The 21,928-nt window shown below is 65.3% G+C and carries 12 protein-coding genes; 5 read left to right on the top strand and 7 right to left on the bottom strand.

What is annotated here, in order from left to right:
- Positions 1-113 precede the first annotated feature (113 nt).
- Together AC1DSZ_RS11030 and AC1DSZ_RS11025 are read left to right on the top strand one after the other, a co-directional pair.
- Positions 114-1,547: a lipopolysaccharide biosynthesis protein gene (locus tag AC1DSZ_RS11030; RefSeq protein WP_476838409.1), complete on the top strand. Its 1,434-nt coding sequence runs from the start codon at positions 114-116 to the stop codon at positions 1,545-1,547.
- Positions 1,513-3,099, top strand: a complete 1,587-nt coding sequence (locus AC1DSZ_RS11025; RefSeq protein WP_476838408.1) for an O-antigen ligase family protein — start codon at positions 1,513-1,515, stop codon at positions 3,097-3,099. Before AC1DSZ_RS11030 ends, AC1DSZ_RS11025 begins: the two co-directional genes overlap by 35 nt.
- 54 nt (positions 3,100-3,153) lie before the next feature.
- Here the strand turns inward: AC1DSZ_RS11025 and AC1DSZ_RS11020 are convergent, their stop codons facing one another.
- From AC1DSZ_RS11020 to AC1DSZ_RS10990, 7 genes are all read right to left on the bottom strand, one after another.
- The gene (locus AC1DSZ_RS11020; protein WP_476838407.1) at positions 3,154-5,412 is read right to left on the bottom strand and encodes an AAA family ATPase; all 2,259 of its coding nucleotides are present in this window, start codon (positions 5,410-5,412) and stop codon (positions 3,154-3,156) included.
- 62 nt (positions 5,413-5,474) lie between these two features.
- Positions 5,475-6,563, bottom strand: a complete 1,089-nt coding sequence (locus AC1DSZ_RS11015) for a glycosyltransferase family protein (RefSeq protein WP_476838406.1) — start codon at positions 6,561-6,563, stop codon at positions 5,475-5,477.
- 72 nt (positions 6,564-6,635) lie between these two features.
- Complete coding sequence (locus tag AC1DSZ_RS11010; RefSeq protein WP_476838405.1) at positions 6,636-7,241, bottom strand: CatB-related O-acetyltransferase; 606 nt, start codon at positions 7,239-7,241, stop codon at positions 6,636-6,638.
- 75 nt (positions 7,242-7,316) lie between these two features.
- The gene (locus tag AC1DSZ_RS11005) at positions 7,317-8,621 is read right to left on the bottom strand and encodes an HlyD family type I secretion periplasmic adaptor subunit (RefSeq protein WP_476838404.1); all 1,305 of its coding nucleotides are present in this window, start codon (positions 8,619-8,621) and stop codon (positions 7,317-7,319) included.
- Positions 8,618-10,429: a type I secretion system permease/ATPase gene (locus AC1DSZ_RS11000; RefSeq protein ID WP_476838403.1), complete on the bottom strand. Its 1,812-nt coding sequence runs from the start codon at positions 10,427-10,429 to the stop codon at positions 8,618-8,620. Before AC1DSZ_RS11000 ends, AC1DSZ_RS11005 begins: the two co-directional genes overlap by 4 nt.
- Positions 10,430-10,781: 352 nt before the next feature.
- A complete protein-coding gene (locus AC1DSZ_RS10995; protein WP_476838402.1) occupies positions 10,782-11,717 on the bottom strand; it encodes a glycosyltransferase family protein in 936 nt (311 codons plus the stop codon).
- A gap of 47 nt (positions 11,718-11,764) precedes the next feature.
- On the bottom strand, positions 11,765-12,505 hold the full coding sequence (locus AC1DSZ_RS10990) for an FkbM family methyltransferase (protein ID WP_476838401.1): 741 nt from the start codon (positions 12,503-12,505) through the stop codon (positions 11,765-11,767).
- A 201-nt stretch (positions 12,506-12,706) separates the two neighbouring features.
- Here AC1DSZ_RS10990 and AC1DSZ_RS10985 point away from each other — a divergent pair, with 201 nt between their 5' ends.
- The 3 genes from AC1DSZ_RS10985 to AC1DSZ_RS10975 all read left to right on the top strand — a co-directional run bounded on the left by AC1DSZ_RS10985 (position 12,707) and on the right by AC1DSZ_RS10975 (position 21,532).
- Positions 12,707-13,558, top strand: a complete 852-nt coding sequence (locus AC1DSZ_RS10985) for a hypothetical protein (RefSeq protein ID WP_476838400.1) — start codon at positions 12,707-12,709, stop codon at positions 13,556-13,558.
- Complete coding sequence (locus tag AC1DSZ_RS10980; protein ID WP_476838399.1) at positions 13,551-14,009, top strand: hypothetical protein; 459 nt, start codon at positions 13,551-13,553, stop codon at positions 14,007-14,009. The genes AC1DSZ_RS10985 and AC1DSZ_RS10980 overlap by 8 nt, the downstream gene beginning before the upstream one ends.
- A 221-nt stretch (positions 14,010-14,230) precedes the next feature.
- A complete protein-coding gene (locus tag AC1DSZ_RS10975; RefSeq protein WP_476838398.1) occupies positions 14,231-21,532 on the top strand; it encodes a beta strand repeat-containing protein in 7,302 nt (2,433 codons plus the stop codon).
- Positions 21,533-21,928 lie beyond the last annotated feature (396 nt).

Genomic DNA, 21,928 nt, shown 5'->3' with positions numbered 1-21,928 from the left:
CGTCCGTACTTTCGACGCGGTTGCAGTGCAACAACGCACCCGTTCCGCCCGGGCGAGCCGGGAGGAGTCGAACGGCTGCGCCTACGGGAGCTCGAATTGAACAGGTTGAACGGATGAAAGCTGCGGCATTTCGAAAAGGAGCGCCGCTCGCCGCACTCAGTTTGACTGAAATGCTCGTCGCTTTCGTCAGAATGATGATTCTGGCGCGCATCCTCGGACCGTTCGAACTCGGGTTCGCATCAACTCTCGCCGCGACCTATGCGGCGATCGAGCAGATGACCGATACGGCGATCTTCCGGTTCGTGCTCGCATCGCCGCGCGAACGTTACAAGGACGCGCTCGCCGCCGCTCACGCCATCGCGCTGATCCGGGGTGCGCTGGTCTGCGCCATTCTGATCGCGGTTTCCTACCCCCTGGCGTGCGGCATGGTGAGTTGCGAGGCCTGGCCCAGTTTCGCCTGGCTGGTTCCGGTCGCGTTCATCAAGAGCTTCGAACATTTCGAGGTTCGCGTCGGGGAACGGGAATATCGATACGCGCCGCAACTCATCGCATCGCTGGCTTCCCACGGCTGCGGCCTGATCGTGCTGGTGGCGGTCGGCTTCGAGTGGGGAACCCACTACGCCTTCATCGGCTATCTGGTCGTGCAAGGCGTCGTCTATGTCGCCGCGACGCATCTCCTGTCGCGAACGCCCTATCGCGTGGCGCCCCGTTCGCCTCTCATTCGAGACGCCCTGCGCTACTCGCTACCGCTTGTCGCAAACGGTATGGGGCAGGCGATCATGTCCCAGGGCGACCGCCTGTTCGTCGGGGCCACGCTCGGGCTGGAAGAACTCGGCCTTTACGCGGTGACGATCCTGGTCGCGGTCGTCCCGATCAGCGGCCTGTTTCGCATCATCGGCCCACTGCAGTTCGCCGGCCTTCATAACGCAACCGGGCCGGAGAACTTCGAAGCGCGCTTGCGCCTGTTCGCGCGCGGCGTGCCCATTCTGGCGGCCTTCTACGCATTGGGGCTGATCGTCCTCGTCAAAGCCGTCATGCCTCTACTCTTCGGGGCACGGTTCGTAATCTCCAACGAGGCGGTCGCGCTTTTGGGCATGCTGGTGATGTTTCGGATCGCGAAGACGGAGCCCGCGACATCGCTGCTCCTGATCAAGCACGAGACCCGCAAGCTGGCTCTGGTCAGCCAAGCTCCCATGGCGGGGCTGGCGCTCGCCATTCTGTTCGCCCGCCTGCATCCGAGCCTCGTGTCGGTGCTGGGCGGCCTCGTCTGCGGAGAGATCATCACGCTGGTTCTCATGCTCACGACGGCAAGGGCCCATCTCGGTAAGGCCTGGGCGGATTCAGTCACCTGGGTCGCGCTGATGGCCCTGGTTCCCTTGGCGACGTCCATGGCCGTGACAGTGATTGGGGCGTCGAACGATCTGCTTGTGCGATTGGCGGCTGGCGTTGTCGCGCTCGCGGTTCTGGCGATCAGCTGTCGCATCGGGCTCGTCCCTCTCTACGCGGCTGCGTATGGGGCCGGTAAAAAAACCGTGGTTGCGCCGTGAGGGCTATGCTGTCCGCGATCGCTCGATTCCGCGCCATCGACCTCGCAAAGGTCGGCGTCGCCTTCTGCCGCACGATGACCCGATGACAGAAAACTCACTGCAGGATCCAAGAACAGGTTGGGCGCGATCGCCCCGCTTGTCCTCCTCCGCCCGCAAGCGGGTGCTTCGCCGGCTCTACCAGACGAGCTATCGGCTCGATCCGAACACCTGCTATGTGGTCGCCTGCCTGTTTCCCGGCTTTGCAGTGTTTCCCTCCAGCTTCGGCCTGCCGCTGGCGGGCGCGCTCACGATGTTGCGCCTGGGCGTCTTCCTGGGCGCGTTCGCGGCTTTCCGCGAGCTGGCCCGTAAGCTCGCGCAGGGCGGCTTCGTGCTGATCATGTCGGACCTGCTTGTTCCGGCCATGAGCATCTGGATGATCGCAACCGTTCTCCTGCATCAGGGCACGGCGGGCCTTGCTGGCTACGGCGCGGTTTCGGCTTATGAATTCTGGTTCGCTTATCTGATCGGGCGAACATTTTTCGGGACGCCGGCCGGCTACGCGCAGTTCGTGCGCGTCATGAAGGTGGTGGTCGCCGCCATCCTGATCTCCGCCCTGATGGATACCGCGACCGGCAAGCACATCGTCTCGATCACGGGCGCGGCGCTCAGCAGGGCGGCGTCAACGGATTCGAGCACGGCTTACCGGTTCGGGCTGGTTCGCGCGCAGGGCTCGCTCGAACATCCGATCCTGCTAGGCGTGTTCGGCACTGTGGCGACCATTATTTTCTACCATTCGCGACTGAGCCAGATTCAGAAGGGTATCTGGTGCGCCCTGTCCACTTTCATGGCGCTCCTCGCTCTCTCATCCGCCGCCTTTCTTTCGCTGATCTTGTTCGTTGTCGCGGCGGGCTTCGGCTTCGTGTTCCGGGGCCACGCCTGGAAATGGAAAGCTCTGGCGATGGCGGCCGTCATTGCGCTCCTGACACTCGTTCTCGTCGTCGATCACCCGCTTGAGACCCTGATCAAGAACCTCACCCTGGATCCCCAAACGGGGCTGTTCCGCCTGCAGATCTGGCAGTGGGTGGGCATGAACATCCGCAACTCGCCCTGGATCGGTATCGGCTTCGACGATTGGCAGCGGCCCGACTTCATGCCGGCCAGCATCGACTCGTTGTGGCTCATCCAGTCCGTTCGGTTTGGGATTCCGGCTCTGGCCATGCTGGCCGGGGCGATCCTGACCACGGGCTTCGCTCTGCCGCTCCGCGCGCAGAAAGGCGTCGACCATCATCCCTTCGCCACCGAAGCTCAAACGGGGCTTGGCATTGCGATCCTGGTCTACAGCTTCAACGCGTTCACGGTGCACTTCTGGGGCACGAACTGGATGTTTCTCGGGGCGATCCTGGGCATGCGCGCAGGCTTTACCGAGTCGTTCTATTTGACGCCGTTTGCACGCGCGGATGACGCTATGGACGAGGCGGTGAACAAGTCCATGCTCTCACGGACCGTGAAGCGGCTCATGCCGAAACTCCCGCGGGCGCGGGTCAAGCCCCGACACCAGAATGCTCGCGGCTGACAGACGGCACCGGGTCAGCGAAGCCCGTCGCCCAATCCGCATCCGGCCGCAGGTTCAGTGCTGCGTGAAATATTTCGAGTTGTAGTAGGTCGCGACCTGTTCGCCGTAGCGGGCGAGCTGCTTCACGTCGGCCATGTTGAGAATGCAACCGACCAGCTTCTCGTGGACGTTCGGAATTGAATCGAGCGCCTCGCCGACCGTCCGCTCCTCGCTCTTGCCCCATGCGAGCACGAGGAGAAGGCTGGTGAGGAAGCGTTCCACCGAGCGAACGTCCGACAGCGGCAAGACGGGTGGAAGATCGATCAGCACGTAATCATAGTACCGGCGCGCTTCACGCAGGAACAGCCCGAACGGCTCCGAGCCAAGCGGCACGAACTGCTCGAAACCCGTTCCGTCCGTCACCGACCCGTCCATCGCGAGCGCCGGGCGGTCGCGCGTGACGGACGGCGCGAAGTCGAACGGGTATTGGCCGCGCTGGATGGTGGACGCGAGCGTGCCGCGACCTAACAATATGTCCTCGACAGAATGGCCTCGTGCGGCCTTGAGCGAATGCGTGAGACTCGGGTTGCGTAGATCCGCGTCGACGAGCAGCACCCGCTTGCCCTGACTGGCGAGAAGAAAGGCCATATTCGCCGAAATCGAGCTCTTTCCCTCGTCCGGCAGGCAGGAGATCAAGCCCAGCACCGGGCACCCTTCGGACGCCGAGTGGATGTTCAGGGACGTGGCCACCGTGCGCAAGGTTTCGGCCGCGACCGAGAAGGGGTGTCGGGTCACATAATCCAACGGCAGCGCCCGATCTGGCGGCGTCACGTCGCCGGGCTTCACCTGGCCACGCGTGATCAGCGGGACGAAACCGAGGCATTCGACGCCGGAGGCGGCCTCGGCCTCGTTGCGCGTCCGTATGCGCCGCTGGCCGAGCTCCATCCAGAACGAGAAGGCGAGCGACCCGAACAGCCCCAGCGCTCCGCCCGCCATTGCGAAAACCGAGCGCTTCGGCTTGGCTTTCTCGGTCGGCGCCAGGGCGGTGGAGATCAGCCGCCCCTCGCTGACCGGGAAGCTTTGCCGCTGCAGCGCTTCCGTGTAGCGCTGGAGAAAGGCCTCGTAAGCGGACCGCAGCGTGCGCGCGTCGCTCTCCAGGCTGTTGAGCTTCACCTGCGCTTCGCCGACGACGACGGTTTTCTTGAACTGGTCCTCAAGGCTCGCCTTGAGCGCCCGCTCGCGCTGGCTCGCGATTTCGTAGTCGCTTCGATAGGTGTCCTGGTAGCGGAGCATTTCGTTGCGGATGGAATCCAGAAGGGATTTCGCATCCGCCCGCATCTTGATGACGGCGGCATGCTGCTCGCCATACCGGGCCGCAAGGCTGGACGCCTTGCTGTTCATGTCGACATATTGCTGCCGCAGCTTCGTCACGACCGCGTTCTGCATCGCTTCCGTGAGCGACAGGTCCGGCGTGCCGTTCTGCATCTGCATGATGCGATCGAGCTTGGCCTTCGCTTCGTTTCGCGCGGCCGCAGCGTCGGACAGTTGCTGGCTGATCGCCGACAGCTGCTGTTCGTCGATCAGCTTGCCGTCGGCTTTGGCGATGCCATTGCTGCGCTTGTACTCGTTGACGGCGGCGTCGGCCTTGGAGGTCTGCTCGGCGAGCTGGTTCAGGCGGGTTTTGAGCCAGGTGATCGCCTGCTTGGTCGCGTCGTAATTCGCGTCGAGCTGGTTCTTGATGTAGGCGTCCGCGAAGGCGTTGGCCACGTTGGCGGCGAGCACCGGGCTTTTCGCCTCGTAGTTGATCGTGATGACGTAGCTCTTGTCGACGCGCTCGACCTTCAGCGCGCTCGAGACGACCGCCATGGTGTCGAGAATGCGATCTTCCTCGGTGGAGGGTTCGCCAGGCGCGCGGAACATCCCGATGACCTGGGAGATCAGGCCCCTCACGCCGGATGGGGGTTCGTTGAACTCGGGCGCATTCTGGAGTTCGAGGGACGTCACCACGGAGCGCACCACGCTCTCGGAGCGGATCGTCTCCGCCTCCGTGTCGGCGCGGCCGGAATCGATCATCGGCTCGTCGCGTCTCTGGCCAGCGCCCACCGGCGCCGCGATGGCGACGCGGCGGGGGTCGAGGGAGAGCTGCGCGGTGGCGATGTAGGTGGGGGTGATCGTGTAGCTGTAGGCGGTCAGCAGCACCACGCCGGCGGTGGAGCTGAGCAGGATCAGGCGGACATGGCGGCGCAAGATGTCGATGACGGCGCGCAGCTCATTGCGCAGCGTCGGGCGTTCCCGAAACGAGTCGACATCATATTCAACGTTCGCGCCGATCATTCACTCACCATCATGTGCCGTTTGCGCCGCGGCCTCGTTCGAGGCCCTCGGGGCGCGACCACTCATCCAACATTGGACCGAGGCGATTTGGGGGCCTCGGGCGCAACTTCTCCCGCGCTCGCCGTCGGACCCGTCCCGGCGAAGCGGATCCGCTCGGCCGGCTTCGGCGCAAACGCTTGCGGGAAACCATGCTCGCCCCTCAACCCGGCCCACCAGCCCGCCAGCGCGACGCCGTAGTTCTTGAACGCTCCGGCCTTCAAGTATTGGGCGGCGAGCAGGAAAGTCGAGACTATCACAAGCGGATAAAGCTTGGGAAAAAACCGCTGCGTGAAAAGGATCTTGCTCCGCTCGTCCAGATAGACCGAGAGACTGGACCTGGAACGCCGGTCATGGCTGGAGCCGATCGTCGCTCCATGCGCGTGGTGAACCACCGAGTCATGCGCATAGCCAAGTTTGAATGCGCCGCGGCGGAAGCACCAGTCCACTTCCTCGGCGTAAAGAAAGTATCGCTCATCCATCTGCCCGACCGTGGCGATGAAATCCCGGGTGACGTACATGGATGCGCCGCAGACGTAGTCCATCTCCGCTTCGATCTTGCTGACGTTGGGCAGCGCGTCCGCGGCGGCGCCGAGGCCTATATTATAGCCGCGCGCCATGGTGCGCCGCCAACGTCCCGCATACATCTGGATCGTGTTGGAGCGCGTCAAGATCATGCGGCTGCCGACCACACCGTAGCCGCCCTCGGCGGCGCGGCGGCGCAGGGCCTCGAGCGCGTCCGGCATCGGCTGCGTGTCGGGGTTGAGGATCCAGATCGAGTCCCAGGCCGGATCCGGCGCGATGCAGTCCAGCACCGCGTTCACGCCGCCCGCATAGCCCAGATTGCCGCTGGCCCGGTAAGCGTACACCGGGATGCCGCCGGCCAGCGCGAAACGCTGCGCGTCGTCCACCCGGTCGCTCCGGTAGCCGTCGGGCTGGCCCGGGCCGAACGCCTGGCCCAGCGCCGCCGTCAGGGCCCGGAAGCTCGTCGGCCCGCCATTCTCGCAGATCCGGATCGAGAACTGGCCACCATCGAGCGCCGCCACGGATTGGAGGCACTGGACGATGTCGTCCTCGCACCGGAATCCGACGATGATGATTTCGCAGTTCGCCATTCAGGATCTGTCCTTGTTGTGGGGGCCGCTTCGGCCCGCGGCGCCACCCGCGCGTGTATCTCTAGGCATGCCTCATGCCACCCGTGTGGCGGAGCTTGATGGCGCAAATGCGAAGGCGGGGTCGCGGGCGACCAACGCCTTGAGTTCGTTGCGGTCGAGCTCCCACCACCGGCTCGCCTCGATCGCCGCGATCGTGTCCGCGTCGAACCGCCGCCGCAGCACCTTGGCCGGCGCTCCGGCCACGATCGCATAGGCGGGAACGTCCCTGGTGACCACGGATCCGGCCCCGATGATGGCGCCGCGCCCGATATGGGCGCAGCCGGGCGTGATGGTGGCGTTGTGGCTCACCCACACGTCGTCTTCCACCACGATCCTGGTCTTCACCACCTTCTCGGTCGCGACCACGCCGAAGCTCGGATCGTAGAAATAGGGGTGAGTCGATAGCGCGTCGATCGGATGGTTCGCGTCCAGGATTCGCGCCGAATTGGCGAACGAGCAGTAGCGCCCGATCGTGCTGCCGGTTGGAATGCGCCAGCGATCGAAACAGCCATAGCTGTAGAGGCCGATCGCGGTGCCGTACCGGTCCTTGAAGTAGCGGCGCAGAAACGCGCTTTCGTATTCCTTGCGGCGCATCAGCCGCAGCATCAGCTTCTCGCGATAGGCCGAGAACAGGGCCATGTGAATCCTCGTCGTCGAGCCGTGCGGCGGTCTGGAGCGCATCCACCGCTCACGGCCCACCGACGGCGGCGTTGTTTATTTCTCGCGCCAGGCTTTCATCAGCTGGTCGGAGAGCGGCTTGACCAGGAACGACAGCACCGTCCTGTTCTGCGTCTTGATGAACGCTTCGGCCGGCATGCCGGGCACGAGGCGCAGCCCTTCCAGCCGCGCGATCTCGGATGCGGGGATCGAGATTCGCACCGCATAGTAGCTGTTGCCGGTCCGCTGGTCCGTCGTGAGGTCAGGCGCGATCAGCGAGACCTTGCCGGTGAGCTCGGGCGTGGTGCGCTGGTTGAACGCGCTGAGGCGCAGAAAGGCGTCCTGGTTCACATGGATCTGGTCGATCTCGTTGGGCGGCAGCTTGACCTCCACCACGAGCTCCTGCTTCTCCGGAACGATCATCATCAGCACTTCAGCCGGCCCGACGACGCCCCCCACCGTATGGACGGCGAGTTGGTGCACGACGCCCGCCAGGGGCGCGCGCAGCTCGATGCGAGACATCTGGTCCTCGGCCGAGACCTTGCGCTCGACGAGCTCGGCGATCTTCGCCTGGATCTCACGCAGCTCCTTGGCGACCTCGCTGCGCAGATCCTGGTCGATCTGGATGATCTGCAGCTCGGTCTCGCTGATCTTGACCTTGGACTGCGCAACCGCGGCCGTGAGGGAGCCGGCCTCGCCGTCGATGCGCGCTGAGTCGCGCTCCAGCGCGGTGAGGCGCGGCAGCTGGATCAGGTTCTTGCGCAGCAGGTCGCGGACGCCCTCGAGCTCACGCGCGATGAACTTCGATTCGTTGCGCTTGGCCTGGATCTGGTCGGTGAGGCCGCGGATCTCTTCGGTGAGCTGCGCCTTGCGCTCGCTCAGCTGCGCCTTCTGGCCCGCCCGCGCGGTGCGGCGCAGGTCGAACAGATTGGTTTCGCCCTGGATGATCCGCGCCACCGCCGGGTCGGACGTGCGCGAGGTCAGCACCTCGGGAAACGCCAGGGCGGTGGAGTCGCGCTCGGCCTCGAGCCGCGCCTGGCGGGCGTAAAGCTCGTCCAGCGACTTGGTGACGATGGACAGGTTCACCCGCGCGACGGTTTCGTCGAGCCGCACCAGCAACTGCCCGGCCTCGACCTTCTGCCCATCCTGCACGTTGATCTGCCCGATCACGCCGCCGGTGGGGTGCTGGACTTTCTTGAGGCTCGAATCGACCACGAGGCTGCCGGGCGAGATCACCGCGCCGGCGAATTCCGTCGTGGCGGCCCAGCCGCCGACGCCGATCGCCAGGAACGCCACCGAGGCGAGGCCCGCCTGCATGTGCCGCTTGATGGAGCCGAGGGTTGCGTCTGCTGTAATGGTCATGCCTGAACCGCCTGCCGTTCACCGACGACTCTGAAAACCGGTTGGGGTGCGCCCGCCACGCTGGCCGCCGCGGCCGCGGGAGCTGGCGCCTGCGCGGCCGGCTGTGCGGCTTCCACGGCTGGCTGGGGCGCGGCGAGTTCGCGCAGCACGGCGTCGCGCGGGCCGATCACCTGGATCATGCCGTCGCGCAGCACGAGAACCTGGTCAACGGCCGCCAGCGCGCTGGGCCGGTGCGCCACCACGATGACCACGCCGCCACGAGCCCGAACGGACGCGATCGCGCCGGTCAGCGCCCGCTCGCCATCCGCGTCGAGGTTGGAGTTCGGCTCGTCGAGCACCACCAGGAAGGGGTCGCCATAGAGCGCCCGCGCCAGCGCGATGCGTTGGCGCTGGCCGCCCGAGAGCGACGCCCCGCCTTCGCCGATCTGCGTGGAGTAGCCCTCCGGCAGCCGCAGCACGAGATCGTGCACGCCGGCCGTCCGGGCCGCCGCGATGATCGCGTCGGAGGTCGCGTTGGGATCGAAGCGCGCGATGTTCTGCGCGATCGTTCCCGAGAACAGCTCCACGTCCTGCGGCACGTAGCCGATATGCGAACCGCGCTGCTCGGGGGAGAACTGGTCGAGCTCCGCCCCATCAAGGCGGATGCTGCCCGTAACCGCCGGCCACACGCCCACGATGGCGCGCGCCAGCGAGGACTTGCCGGAGGCGCTGGGGCCGATGACGCCCAGGCCCTGTCCGGCGACCAGCTTGAAGGTGGCGGAGGCCACCACCGGCCGGCGTCCGTTCGGCGGCACCACCGTGACGTTGGCGATCTCGACCTCTTTCACGGGGGCGGGCAGCTTCAGCGGCCGGGGGCGGGCGGGGTTCTGGCCGAACAAGGTGTTCAGGCGCGCCCAGCTCTGCCGCGCATTCAGGAACCCCTTCCAGTTGGCGATCACCAAATCCACCGGGGCCAGCGCCCGCGCGGTCAGGATCGAGGCCGCGATGATCACGCCGCCGCTCGCCATCTGCTGCACCACCAGATAGGCGCCGACGGCCAGCACGGCGGACTGCAGCATCATGCGCAGCACCTTGGACACCGAGCCCAGGCCGCCCGAAACATCCGCCAGGCTGCGCTGGCTGGTGAGGTACTTCTCGTTCGATTGGTCCCAGAGGTCGCCGAGGCGCCCGCCCATGCCCATGGCCTGCACCACCTCGGCGTTGCGGCGCGAAGCCTCCAGGATGTTGCGCCGCTCGGTCGCGTCCGCATTCAGCGCCTGCATGGGGCGGCGGCTGTAGACGTCCGTCGCGATGGTGACGCCGACCATGATCAGCGCGCCCACGATGGCGGTGAGGCCGATCAGCGGATGGAACAGAAAGCAGATGCCCAGATAGAAGGGCAGCCACGGCAGGTCAAAGAACGCGCTCGGCCCAGGCCCCACCAGAAAGGTGCGCACCTGCTCCAGGTCGCGGGCGCCTTGCGCGGCCTCGGCGCCGTTGCGGCCCAGGGGCGCGGCCACGATGATGTCGTAGACCCGGCGGCTGAGGCTCTGGTCGATGAAGGTGCCGACCCGCACCAGCACGCGCGACCGCAACACCTCGAGCAGGCCCTGGAAGCTGTAGAGAAACGCCGCGAGCACGCACAGGCCCACCAGCGTCGGCACGCTGCGGCTGGGCACCACGCGGTCATAGACCTCCAGCATGAAGAACGATCCCGTGAGATACAGGATGTTGATCATGCAGCTCATGACGCCTGCGCCCACGAAAGCGCGGACGCACTTCTGCAGCGGCTGGGCCAACTCGGAGGGGGTATTTCGTCCCGCGAACATGCTGTCGTCCATTTCCAAGCGACCTGACCCGAGCATCCCGGCCAGGCGACTTTGCCCCGGCGACCTCGGTTGCCCCCGCCAACTCGTGTTCCGGCAGGCGCCGCCCCTGACAGGTCATCCTGATGATCAGTGGACCTGCTGCGTTAAGGCGAGCTTACGGGAAAACGTAAACGGCGGGTCAGGTTACCCCAGCGAGAACACCTTGACGTCATTATGACGTGATTTGGCCGAGCTTGTCGAAAGTTTAGGTTGCGTTCAGCCGTCGGGAGTTGCAAACGCCTTTGATGTTGCGCTGCACAACGGCTTGTATCAGCGAACGCCGAATGGTTAAAGCGCAGGCTTCGCCGCAGGCTCAAACTCCCAGGGCGTGCCTCACATTTTCGGCCTGCGCCAGCCAGCGGCCGTTGCGTTCCGGCGAGGACCGAAGCGCCATCGTGGCCGCCGCGTGCTCCTTGTAATCGACGATCGCCTGCAGGCAGCACAGGCGCAGCGATTCGACCGAATTGTCGGTGAACAGGGCGGCCGGGCCGAACAATGAGCGCAGCAGCGGCGTATCGCTCAATATCATCGGCTTGCCCGCCCCCAACGCCTCGCTCGCCGCGCTGAGCTGAATGCCGTCGCGGGTGGTGAGGCACAGCACCGCGAATGAATCCAGGATCAGCGTGTTGAACGCCGGCGTGGCGACAAACCCCGTGAAGATGGCGTTCTCGGGCGCGGATTTGAGATAACCGAGCCGCTCGGCTTTGGCGCGATCGCCCGTGATCAGAAAATCGACCTGCGGCAGCGCCTTTGCGGTGGCCAACACGGCCTCGATCGGCTCGTCGGCGTGGAACGAGCAAGGCATGACCACCGTGGGCCGGCCTGTCTCGGTTGAGGGAGGGCGGACTTCAAAGCGAGGCACGCGGTCCTCGAGCACGGCCAGTACTTTCGGGTTCAACCCTGCTTTCAGAGCCGCGAGACGCACATGCTCGTTGTGCACGAGGATCACGTCGAACGTATTCAGGAGCCGCCTGGTCAGGGGCACCTGGATCCAGGGCCGCGCCAGCGCTGCATTGTGCAGGTCTGCGACGAGTTTCATGCGCCCACCCGAAAGCAGGCGCGACAACCACGCGAGATGGATCACGAAGTTGGGCGGCGCCTGGATCCACAACACCTCGGGCTGCAGGGTCACTGTCGCCTTGAGCAGCCTCCAGGCGCGCCCGAAATAGCTCACCAGGAGGCGGAGGGGCGATTTGCGTGTCTTCGGCCCCGGCATGTAGGCGACCGAGTAATTGAAGAAGTCCTTCATGGACTCCGCGCGGCGTTGATAGCGCGTCCAGGCGACATACAATTGCATCAGTGCGCCTGGCTGCTCATCTCGATGGGAACAAAGAGGAAGTTGTTGATGTAGTCTCGATCGGCAGCGCCGTGCACGGTTTTCACCCGGTCAGGCGGCTGCAGCGCCCGGAAATCCAGCGGGCCGGCTTCGACGAGGCGTCCGTGCTGGTGGTGGAACAGCCGGTACCCCATCGCAATAAGGTCAGCCACGATCAGCTCTGAGCGGCCCGGGTGATGTCGCTCCTCGATCTCGACGATCAATGTTGGCCGGCATCTCGCGATCGTTTCCCTTGCTCCGTGTAATGCTTTTTCCTCATGCCCTTCGACGTCGATCTTGATGAGACCGACATCGTCGAGGCCGAAATCGTCGAGGCGGCGCACGGGAACCTGCAGTTCGCGCAATGCGAAACCAGGATTGGCGTCTCGATCCAGAGACGCGCGGGTCTGCACCGCGCGTCCTTCCATGTGAGGCACGAAGATCGTCATCTCGCCGGTGGCGTCGCTCAGCGCACAGGCTTCGACACGGAGCTGTGGTAGACGGGCCTGAAGCGCTGCGGCGAGATCCGGCAACGGTTCGAACGCCACGACCCGGGTGGCGACTTTCAGGAGCGCTGCGGCGTAAAGTCCATCATTGGCGCCGATGTCGACCGCGACACGGCCAGCCGCGGCGCGAACCGCGATGGCGAGCATCGGCTCGTTCGCGGCCGCGCGGGCAGCGCGCAACGCCCGCAGGAGCCGTTGTGGGGCAACCTGCAGCAACACCCTTTTCCATGCCCCCGCCACCGTGGTCTCCGGCCGTCCCGACTGCTCGCCGCAATAAAGCCATTTAGATCGGAAGAACACGCGCCATCAATTGTTCAATGATACGCCTTAACGCTTATTGCGTATCTTGATCCACTGGTTCATTCGACCCCATGCCTAGGCGCCAGATGGAAGATACAGCTTCTTCGCGGATCCCCCATGGCCGCGCCCGATAGCTGCGCCGCTGGCCAGCTCCGCCCCGCTGCGTTTTTCGCGCAAGGCGAGGTGCTTGGCGCCGCCGTTTGCCTGGCCCTCGCCAACGGCCTGGCCGGAAAGGTGCTCTCTTCCGTCGCGCAGGTCGGCTTCGCTGACGCCGCCTATGCGACTTTCCAGATCAGCCTCGTGGTTCTTGCCGCTGGCGTGATCGGGTTGCGCCTGCTTTGGCGTGCGAAGCCGTTCGTCAGCGCCGGTCCACTCGACTACGGGGTTGCGGGGGCGGCGGCGCTGCTGGCGCTCGTTCCTTTCGCGCCGCTGAGCTGGCTGGCGCTTACCGCGCTTGCGCTGCAGGCTATCCGGGCCGGTGAGCGCCAGGATCCGATGCGCCGGGCCGGCTGGATCCTTCTGTCCGTTGCTGGTTCCTTTTTCTGGACCAAGCTTCTGTTTGCGATGTGTGCGCCGACCATCCTGTCGATGGACGCCATGCTGGCGGCGACCATGCTTGGCGTCGAGCGCACCGGCAACATCGTGCAGTTTGCGAACGGCGCCGGTTCCTTCCAGGTGTATCCGGCCTGCTCTTCGCTCGGCAATGTCTCGGTCGGCCTTGTTTGCTGGGTGACGGCCGTGAACTGCCACAGGCCAGCCCCATGGACCGAGAACGTCGCTGTTGCGCTTGCGATTGTTCTCCTGGTGGTCCTGATCAATGTCGTCCGGCTCGCGTTGATCGGCCTCATGCCCGAACATTTCGAAGTGATCCACGGCGCCGTGGGGTCGACCGTGACCGAGTGGCTGACCTTGCTCGCCGTCGTCGGCGCTAGCGCCTGGGGCGTACGCGGCAGGCCCGCCCTTGCTTAAGCTTATCCTCGGCGTGCTCCTCGCAGGCTCGATCGGTCTGAAAATCGCGATGTCGGCGAGCCCGGCCGCTTCCGGCGCCGCAGCTTCGTTGCGCATACTCGCAGCCGATCTGGAGCGGCAGGGCTTCGTGGTCGAAACCGGCGGCTACGCGGCGGCCCCTTTCGTGGAGGCGACCCGGGGCGCTTGCCACCTCATCGTCGTGGCGGCCCGGCCGCAAGGCTGGAACCTTGACGCCATCCGCCAACTCGCTCAACCGGGCGAAACGGTCCGCTTCGGGTATGGCGGTTCGCTGGGCGAAGCGCCGCCGAGGATCACCGCCACGGTGCAGCATTACTGGTCGAGACTTCGTGTCGCAGTTGGGCTCAGTGCGTCGGAACGGGCCGTTTACGGCATAGTCAATCATCCATCCTGCGGATCCGTACTCGCCAATTGGCTGGCGGTCGCAGCTTAAAAATTCGCCGGCACGGTCTTTCGCCTAATCGAGGACACATTCACGTGGCCTTGCGGCGAATTGTGCTGCCCGCGCAACGGTCGTTTACTGAGTCCTGTCTTTTCGCCTTAAATCGCTGACATTCGTTGCGATAAATGGATCGAGTGAGATAATCCTTCGTTAAATAAACGAGGTCGCCGTTCTGGCGGCCTGGCGACAGTTCCCCCCGCGAGGTCTCCCGAGTGCCGACGACGAACAGCGCGCCCACCCTGACCAGCCTCGCCACATTGGGAGCGCCCCCTGCCGGGGCGGAGATTTCAGCCGGCGTCCAGGAGGCGCTGAACGTGACCGGCGACGCCGCCACGGTGGTGACGAAGCAGGGCGCATTCGGGTTCAGGGATCTCGACCCCGCCAACGTCCACACCGTCACGATCGCCCCGAAGGCGGCCGGCTATCTGGGCGCGCTGACGGCGACGCTCGTGTCGGAGAGCGCGAGCGGTTCGCTGGGCACGATCGGCTGGTCCTTCACGGTCGCCGACAAGGCCATGGATGGCCTGGCGGCCGGCCAGCAGGTCACGCAGATCTACACGATCTCACTGTCCGATGGGGCAGGCGGGATCGTGAAGCAGGACGTGGCCGTCACCATCACGGGCGCCGAAGATCGGCCGGTGATCACCGGAAGCCTGACGGGCGGAATCTCCGAGGGGACCGGTGCAACCTATGCGCGGTCCGGTATCCTGTCGTTCTCGGATCCCGATACGTCCGACCTTCTTGTCACGTCCATCGCAGCGCAAACGACCTCGCTGAAGAGCGCGGCCGGGGTGGACATCACGTCGAGCCTCAGCGCACAGAACATCGCGGCGCTCCAGCAGGCGTTCACGATGCCGGTCGGCGCGCTTGGCGCCAACAAGGGCTCGCAGACCTGGAGCTATGCGCTCGCCGATACGGCCCTCGACTTCCTGGGCCAGAACGAGACCGCGACGGTCACCACCACCGTGCAGGTCGCCGACAATCAGGGCGGCGTATCCACCGCAAACGTCGTGATCACGATCCGCGGCGCGAACGACGCTCCGGCTCTCGTCACGGGAGCGCTGCAAGCCGCGACCGTGGCCGAAGCCAGCAATGCGACGGGATCGACGGCGACGAAGTCCGTCCAGGGATCCTTCCAGTTCGCCGATCTGGACGTCACCGACACCCACACCGTCACGGTCTTGCCGAAGCAGGCGGGCTACCTCGGCGCGCTGACGCCCGTTGTGGCGACCGATTCGACCGGCGGCCTGACCGGCACGGTGAACTGGACCTACGCGGTTTCCGACAAGGCGCTCGACGTGCTGGCGGCCGGCCAGCAGGTGCAGCAGGTCTACACGGTCGCGGTCAACGACGGGAAAGGCGGCTCGCTCAAGCAGGACGTCGTCGTCACGCTCGTCGGCTCCAACGACCAGCCCACCATCACGGGCACCACGGCGGCGTCGGTGCAGGAGGGGACCGCCGCGAGCTATGCGCGCTCAGGCTCGCTGACGCTGTCCGACGTGGATGCCACCGACAAGCTCACGCTGTCGACCACTGGGCAGTCTCTCGTCATAAAGTCGTCGACCGGCGCGGATGTCACGGCCGGCTTCACGGCCGCCCAACTGGCCGCGATGACGCAGGCGTTCGCCATTCCGGTCGGGGACATCGGCTCCAACAAGGGCCAGGTCAACTGGACCTACAACGTCCAGGATTCGGTGCTCGACGCCCTCGGCTCCGGCGACTCGGCCGTCCTCACGACCAATCTGCTCGTCGACGATCATCAGGGTGGAACCGCCGCGACCAGCGTCGCTATCACGTTGCGCGGCGCGAACGATGCTCCGGTCATTGCGCAGGACACCGCGGTTGTGTCGGCGACCGTGGCTGACTCCCAGGCGCCGTCCACCGGCGCGGCGCTCACCGCCAAGGGCGGATTCAACTTCACCGATCTCGACCAGCGCGACGTTCACACGGTTGCGGCGGTCGCCGCCCAGGCGGGCTACCTCGGAACATTCTCGGCGGCCCTGACCCAGGATGGCGCGGGCGCGTCGCCCGGAACCGTGGGCTGGTCGTTCTCGGTCGCCGACAAGGCGCTGGATTTCCTTGGCGCGGGCCAGCAGCTCACGCAGACCTACGTCGTCACGCTCAGCGACGGCAAAGGCGGCGCGACGAAGCAGAACGTCAGCGTGGTTTTGACCGGGACCGAGGATCTGCCGACGTTCACCGGCTCGCTCGGCTCGACGATCTACGAGCCCCTGGCGTCGGCTGCGGCCACAACGGTTTACCGCAGCGGCTCGATCCAGCTTGCGGATGCGGACCAGACCGATCATCTCGGCGTCGCGCTCTCCTCCGCTTCGATCGAGTATCGGGACGCCTCCGGCGCCATCATCACGGATCTGCCAGGCGCCCAGCTCACGACAGCGCAGGCCAGCGCCATCGCGGCGGCCCAGAGCCTTGCGTCGAAGCTCGTCGTCACCTCCAACGTCGCCGGCGCGCAGGGTTCGATCGCCTGGAACTTCCAGTCCGAGGCCTCGAAGCTGGCCTTCCTGTCGGAAGGCGAGACGGTCAAGATCAAGGTCGACGTCAGCGTCCAGGACTACGACGCAGCCAACAACCCGGTCGGAACTGCGGTGATCAAGCCGATCACCGTAACGCTGGTCGGGCAAAACACAGATTGGCAGGCCAAGCAGCACGTCGCCGAGATCCTCGACCGCACGGTGCTGACCAGTCCGGCGCTGGATCACGACCTCGGCTGCCAACTGCCGGCCGCCGCGCTGCGCTCCTACCTCGATCTCGGCGCGAAGGATGGCACGCAGTTCTACCGGCCCATCACCGTCCAGGTGGTTCAGGACGGCGCCACCTTCGACGGCGTCGACTTCCGCGGCTCGCAGGTGGTGGTCAAGGCCAGCAACGTCACCTTCGTGAACTGCTTGTTCGACACCTCCGGCTCGCAGGGTTCTGTGGGGCTGAATATTGGGCCCGAATACCACGACGTCACGGTCGACCACTGCACGTTCGATGGCCTGAAGCGGGCGATCGGCTATCCGGATTTCGTGTCCTCCAAGGCCATGAACACGGTTCTCACCAACAACGTGTTTCTGAACGCGCCCGTGGACGGAGTCTACATCGAGAGCGGCGTCGTGGCCGGCAACCTGTTCTCGGGCGGCGGCTACTACCCGGGCGCCCACGCTGACGCGATCTGGGTCGGCAAGACCTCCAGCCCGCTGTTGATCGAGAACAACATCTTCGATTGGCGGCCGTCTGCAGACGCCGGCGTTTCAACCAACAACGCGATCCGGATCTCATCCGAGAACGGCGACGTTTCGGACGTGACCATCCGCAACAACGTCCTGCTGGGCGGCAACTACACCATTACGGTGACGGACGGCGCGACCTGGACGCATACGGCGGATCAGGTGGGCACGGTCACCAACGTCAAGATCGTCGACAACATCATCGACCTGTCCCAGACCGGCCCCATCGACTGGCAGAACCGGCCGACCGACATCTACATCGATGGCAATCTGAACCTGAAAGGGTTCGTCGGCTTCGGCTCGGGCTCCGTGGCGGCCCATGCTGACCTGGCTGGCCTCGCGGTCGTCGGCGGCACGGTCGCCAACGACGTGCTGTTTGGCAGCCCTGGCCCGCAATACCTCGTCGGCGGCGAAGGACAGGACATCATCCATGTCGGTTCGGGCGGATCCGTCGTGCAGGGCGGCGCGGGCCGCGACTACATCTACGCCGGCGCGGGCGCGGACCTTTTCGTCTACAAGGCGTCCCGCGACCTGAATGACCTGATCTACAACTTCGATCCCACCAAGGATCGCATCGATGTCGCCGACATCCAGGAGTTTCAGGCTCAGCACCTGACGGCTTCCTCGTGGAACTGGCTTGGTTCCGCGGTGTTCAGCGGCAGCGCCCACCAGATCCGGTTCGTCCAGAACGCCAACAACGCCAGTCTGCAGTTCGACTTCAACGGCGATGCGCTCACGGACTACCGGGTGGATTTCGATGGCAAGATCGCGTTCACGCAGGACAACCTGATCCTCGAGCATACGACGGAGAGCGCGGCCGGACTTGGCGCGATCTGGGCCGGGCAGGGGCTCAATCTGACCGACCGCAGTCTCACGGTGAACGCCAGCTTCGGCGCGATGACCTTCGCGACAGTGGGCGGGGCGGTGTTCCTCAAGGACGCCGATGGCGCGCTCGCGCCCATTTCGGGCCTCAACACCTACACGTTCGCGGACGGCGTGATCGCCCGCAACGACGCCGATACGCTGGTCGACGATCTCTACTACTTCGCCGCAAATCCAGCGCGCTGGACTGCCAGCCACGACGCGGAAGCAGACTTCTACGGAGCGGGCGCGGCCGCGGGACTGGACCCCAACGCGTATTTCTCCACCAAGGGATTCAGCGCCGTCTTCGGCGCGAGCATCGCGCCGGGCGTCGATCCCCTGACCGCTTACGCCACATCCGGCTGGCAGCAAGGGCAAGACCCGTCCGCGCGTTTCGACGTGAGCCTCTATCTTCTCCATAACCGCGACGTCGCGGCGGCGGGCGTGGATCCGCTGAAGCATTATCTCTCGACCGGCGCGGCCTCCGGCCGTGACGCCTACGCAGTGGTGGGCAATGTCGGCGCGACCGGTTTCGACGCCGAATACTACCTGCTCTCGCACCCCGAGGTCGCGGGGTCGGACCCCTACGCGCATTATCTCTCGGTCGGCTGGAAGGCCGGGTACAACCCGAACGCCTATTTCGACGTCGGCTACTATTTGGCCCAAAATCCCAACGTCGCGGCCTCGGGGGGCGATCCCCTCGCGCATTACATGAGCGTGGGCTGGACGCTGGGCTTGAACCCGAGTCCCGCATTCGACGTGGCGAGCTACCTCGCCGCCAACCCGGATGTCGCGCAGGCGAACACGAACCCGTTGTTGCAGTTCCTTCAGGTTGGGGCCAACGAAGGCCGCGTGGCGTTCTCGGTCGGCTCCGGCTGGAGCGGCGCCGCGCCGGTCGCCAACGCCGATTCCTACCAGGTCGCCGGCGCAACCGGCGCGACCCTCACGGTGGCGGCGGCCGCCGGCGTCCTCGCCAACGATACCGATGCGAACGCCGATGCGCTGACGGTCGGGGCGGTGTCACATGTCGGGCTGCTGGCTGGGCAGACCCTGCAAGGCTCCTATGGGCAGCTGCAGATGGGTTTCGACGGCGGCTTTCGCTACACGGTGGCGAACGCTGCCGGGCCGACCGGCTCCCATCTCGTCGACCACTTCACCTATCTCGTTTCGGACGGAACGGGCGGCAACAACACGGGCACGCTCGACATCGCCCTCAACCGCGCTCCCGCCCTTACGGCAGTCGGGGCCATCGCGGGGCTGAACGGCGCGGTATCGGTCGGAGCGGCGGCAGGCGTTCTGTCAAAGGGTGTCGACGCAGACGGCGACATTCTTTCCGTCGCCTCGGTCGCGACCGCGAATGGGACTGTTGCGACCGGCCAATCGATTCAGGGCGCTTATGGATCGTTGATCGTCAACGGAGACGGATCCTACAGCTATCAGGCGGCCCCCGCTTATGTTGGGCTCGATCTCGCCGATCAGTTCACCGTGACGGTGAGTGACGGGCAGGGTGGATCCGCGTCCGGCGACCTCGTGATCCATCTTGGTGGACCCGAGCGCGCGCCCACCATTACCGGCGCTGCGAAAGCCACCGTGACGGAGAGCGTTCTGGCGAGCTACGCCCCGGGCGGCCTCCTGACGGTCTCAGACCCGGATGCGACGGATGTGCTGACGGTTGCGGCGTCCGCGCAAACCCTGTCGATCAAGACCGGCATGGGCGTCGACACCACAGCCCTGTTTTCCGCCGATCGGCTCGGCGCCATCAAGGGCGCGTTCGGGATCAACGGCGGCGCCATCGGGTCGAATTCCGGACAGGCGTCCTGGTTCTTCAGCGGCTCGGACGCAATTCTTGATGCGCTCGGTTCAAACGAATTCGCCACGCTGACCACCAGCGTGCAGGTCGATGATCACCGCGGCGGCGTCGCCAGCCAGGACATCGTCCTGACTCTCGTGGGCGCCAATGATGGACCGGTCATTGTGCCGGACGCGGCCATCACCAATGCGAGCGTGCTCGAAACGGCCGGCATGACTGCGTCCTCCACCGTGCGGGCGGTGCAGGGTGGGTTCGCCTTCAAGGATGCGGACGTTTCAGACCGCCACGTGGTGGGCGTCACGCCGAAGCAGGGCGGCTATGTCGGTTCATTGACCGCCAGTGTGGCGACCGACACCACAGGCGGCAGTGCAGGGTCGATCAACTGGGTTTATTCAACCCCGGACCGCGGTATCGATTTCCTGGCCGCGGGCCAGCAACTCACGCAGGTCTACACCGTCACGATCGCGGACGGGAAGGGCGGTTCAACCAAGCAGGACGTCACGATCAATCTGATCGGAACCGATGACGCGCCGACCATTACAGGCACGTCCTCGGCGGCCTGGTATGAGGGGACAGCCACGAGCTACACGAAATCAGGTGTTCTGAGCTTCTTGGATGCTGACCTGACCGACAAGCTGGCCGTTTCAATCGCCGGGCAGTCTGTCGTGCTCAAGAGCGCGGCCGGCGTGGATGTCACTGCGTTGCTGTCCGCGGACCAGATCGCTTTGATCAAGAACGGCTTCGCGATGCCGGTCGGCGAACTCGGGTCCAACAAAGGCTCGGCGACCTGGACGTACAACATTTCGGACAAGGGTCTGGATTTCTTAGGGCAGAACGACGCCGTGACGCTCACGACCACGGTCCAGGTCGATGACAAGAACGGCGGGCTCGTTTCGCGTGACGTCGTCATCACCATGAAGGGCGTCAACGACGCCCCGACCATTGTGCCGGGTGCTTCCAACGACGCCGGCTTGGCCGGAAAGGTCGTTCAGGGCGACACCTACGATCTGGCCCTCGTGAACGGGGCTCTCGTTCATCACGAGACCGGAGCGGTCGGCTTCGCCGACGCCGACCTTACGGATGCTCACGGCGTGTCCATCCGGGCGGCTCAGACCGGCTATGTCGGGGTGTTCAAGGCGACGATGTCCGATGGCCCGGGTGGCGGCGTAGTAGGCTGGAGCTTCGACGTCGACGACGCCACGATGCAAAAGCTCATCGGCGACCGCGTTCAAACCTACTCTCTGACCATCAGCGATGGGCGTGGTGGAAGCGTCAAGCAGGACGTCTCGATCGCGCTGACCCATGAGGCGGCCGATCAGTTCAACTTCTCGGCTTTGCCGAGTGTCCCCAAGGCCATCGACTCGTTTGTTGGCGGATGGGACTCGATCGCCGTAAGCGGTGGGACATTCGGGTTGCCGACCGGGCAAATCGCCTCGGCGCAGTTCGTCACCGGCGCGGCGGCTACAGCTGGCGACAAGACCTTCGTGCTCGACACGAGCGCAAACAACCTGTTTTGGAGCACGGTCGATGCTTCCGGGCAGCATCACGTAACGACGCTCGCCCACTTCGGCTTCGTCAAGGATCTCCACGCGGGAGACTTCCTGGTCGTCTGAAATCTTCGTCGGAGCTGGCGGACGGCAAATCAGGCAAGGCGCCACTCGCGTGGCGTTCTTGTCTGGCCCCGCATGGCGGGCGAGGCCCGCTTGATTTCACTTGCGTGAAAACGTCCATGACCGTGGGCCGCGGCCTGCCGTAGCTGTTCGTGCAAGGGCGGCACGGTAAAGGCCGCCTAACAAAGGGCGGACCGCCGGAAGCTACGGCTCGCCTTTCTGGCAGACGGGTGCTTGGGCTGTCAGGCCCCGAGAACGGCCGTTGCAGGCGTCCATCCCCCCGGTTTAACGCTTCAGGGCTTTGCGCATAATCGGTAGGGCGGCTATGCCTCCGGTTCCGGCGGCCATGTTCGGGCCGCCGATCAACGGTCGCGAGCGGGCCGTCTCTTAACGAGGAGC

This window comes from Alsobacter sp. P4_H11 (assembly GCF_056400925.1).
The sequence above is the reverse complement of the archived record's forward strand: the minus strand, read 5'-3'. Positions and strand labels throughout refer to the sequence as shown.

Coding starts and splice junctions, on each gene's coding strand:
- AC1DSZ_RS11030 (WP_476838409.1), top strand. CDS start 114: ATGAAAGCTGCGGCATTTCGAAAAGGAGCGCCGCTCGCCGCACTCAGT.
- AC1DSZ_RS11025 (WP_476838408.1), top strand. CDS start 1,513: ATGGGGCCGGTAAAAAAACCGTGGTTGCGCCGTGAGGGCTATGCTGTC.
- AC1DSZ_RS11020 (WP_476838407.1), bottom strand. CDS start 5,412: ATGATCGGCGCGAACGTTGAATATGATGTCGACTCGTTTCGGGAACGC.
- AC1DSZ_RS11015 (WP_476838406.1), bottom strand. CDS start 6,563: ATGGCGAACTGCGAAATCATCATCGTCGGATTCCGGTGCGAGGACGAC.
- AC1DSZ_RS11010 (WP_476838405.1), bottom strand. CDS start 7,241: ATGGCCCTGTTCTCGGCCTATCGCGAGAAGCTGATGCTGCGGCTGATG.
- AC1DSZ_RS11005 (WP_476838404.1), bottom strand. CDS start 8,621: ATGACCATTACAGCAGACGCAACCCTCGGCTCCATCAAGCGGCACATG.
- AC1DSZ_RS11000 (WP_476838403.1), bottom strand. CDS start 10,429: ATGTTCGCGGGACGAAATACCCCCTCCGAGTTGGCCCAGCCGCTGCAG.
- AC1DSZ_RS10995 (WP_476838402.1), bottom strand. CDS start 11,717: ATGAAGGACTTCTTCAATTACTCGGTCGCCTACATGCCGGGGCCGAAG.
- AC1DSZ_RS10985 (WP_476838400.1), top strand. CDS start 12,707: ATGGCCGCGCCCGATAGCTGCGCCGCTGGCCAGCTCCGCCCCGCTGCG.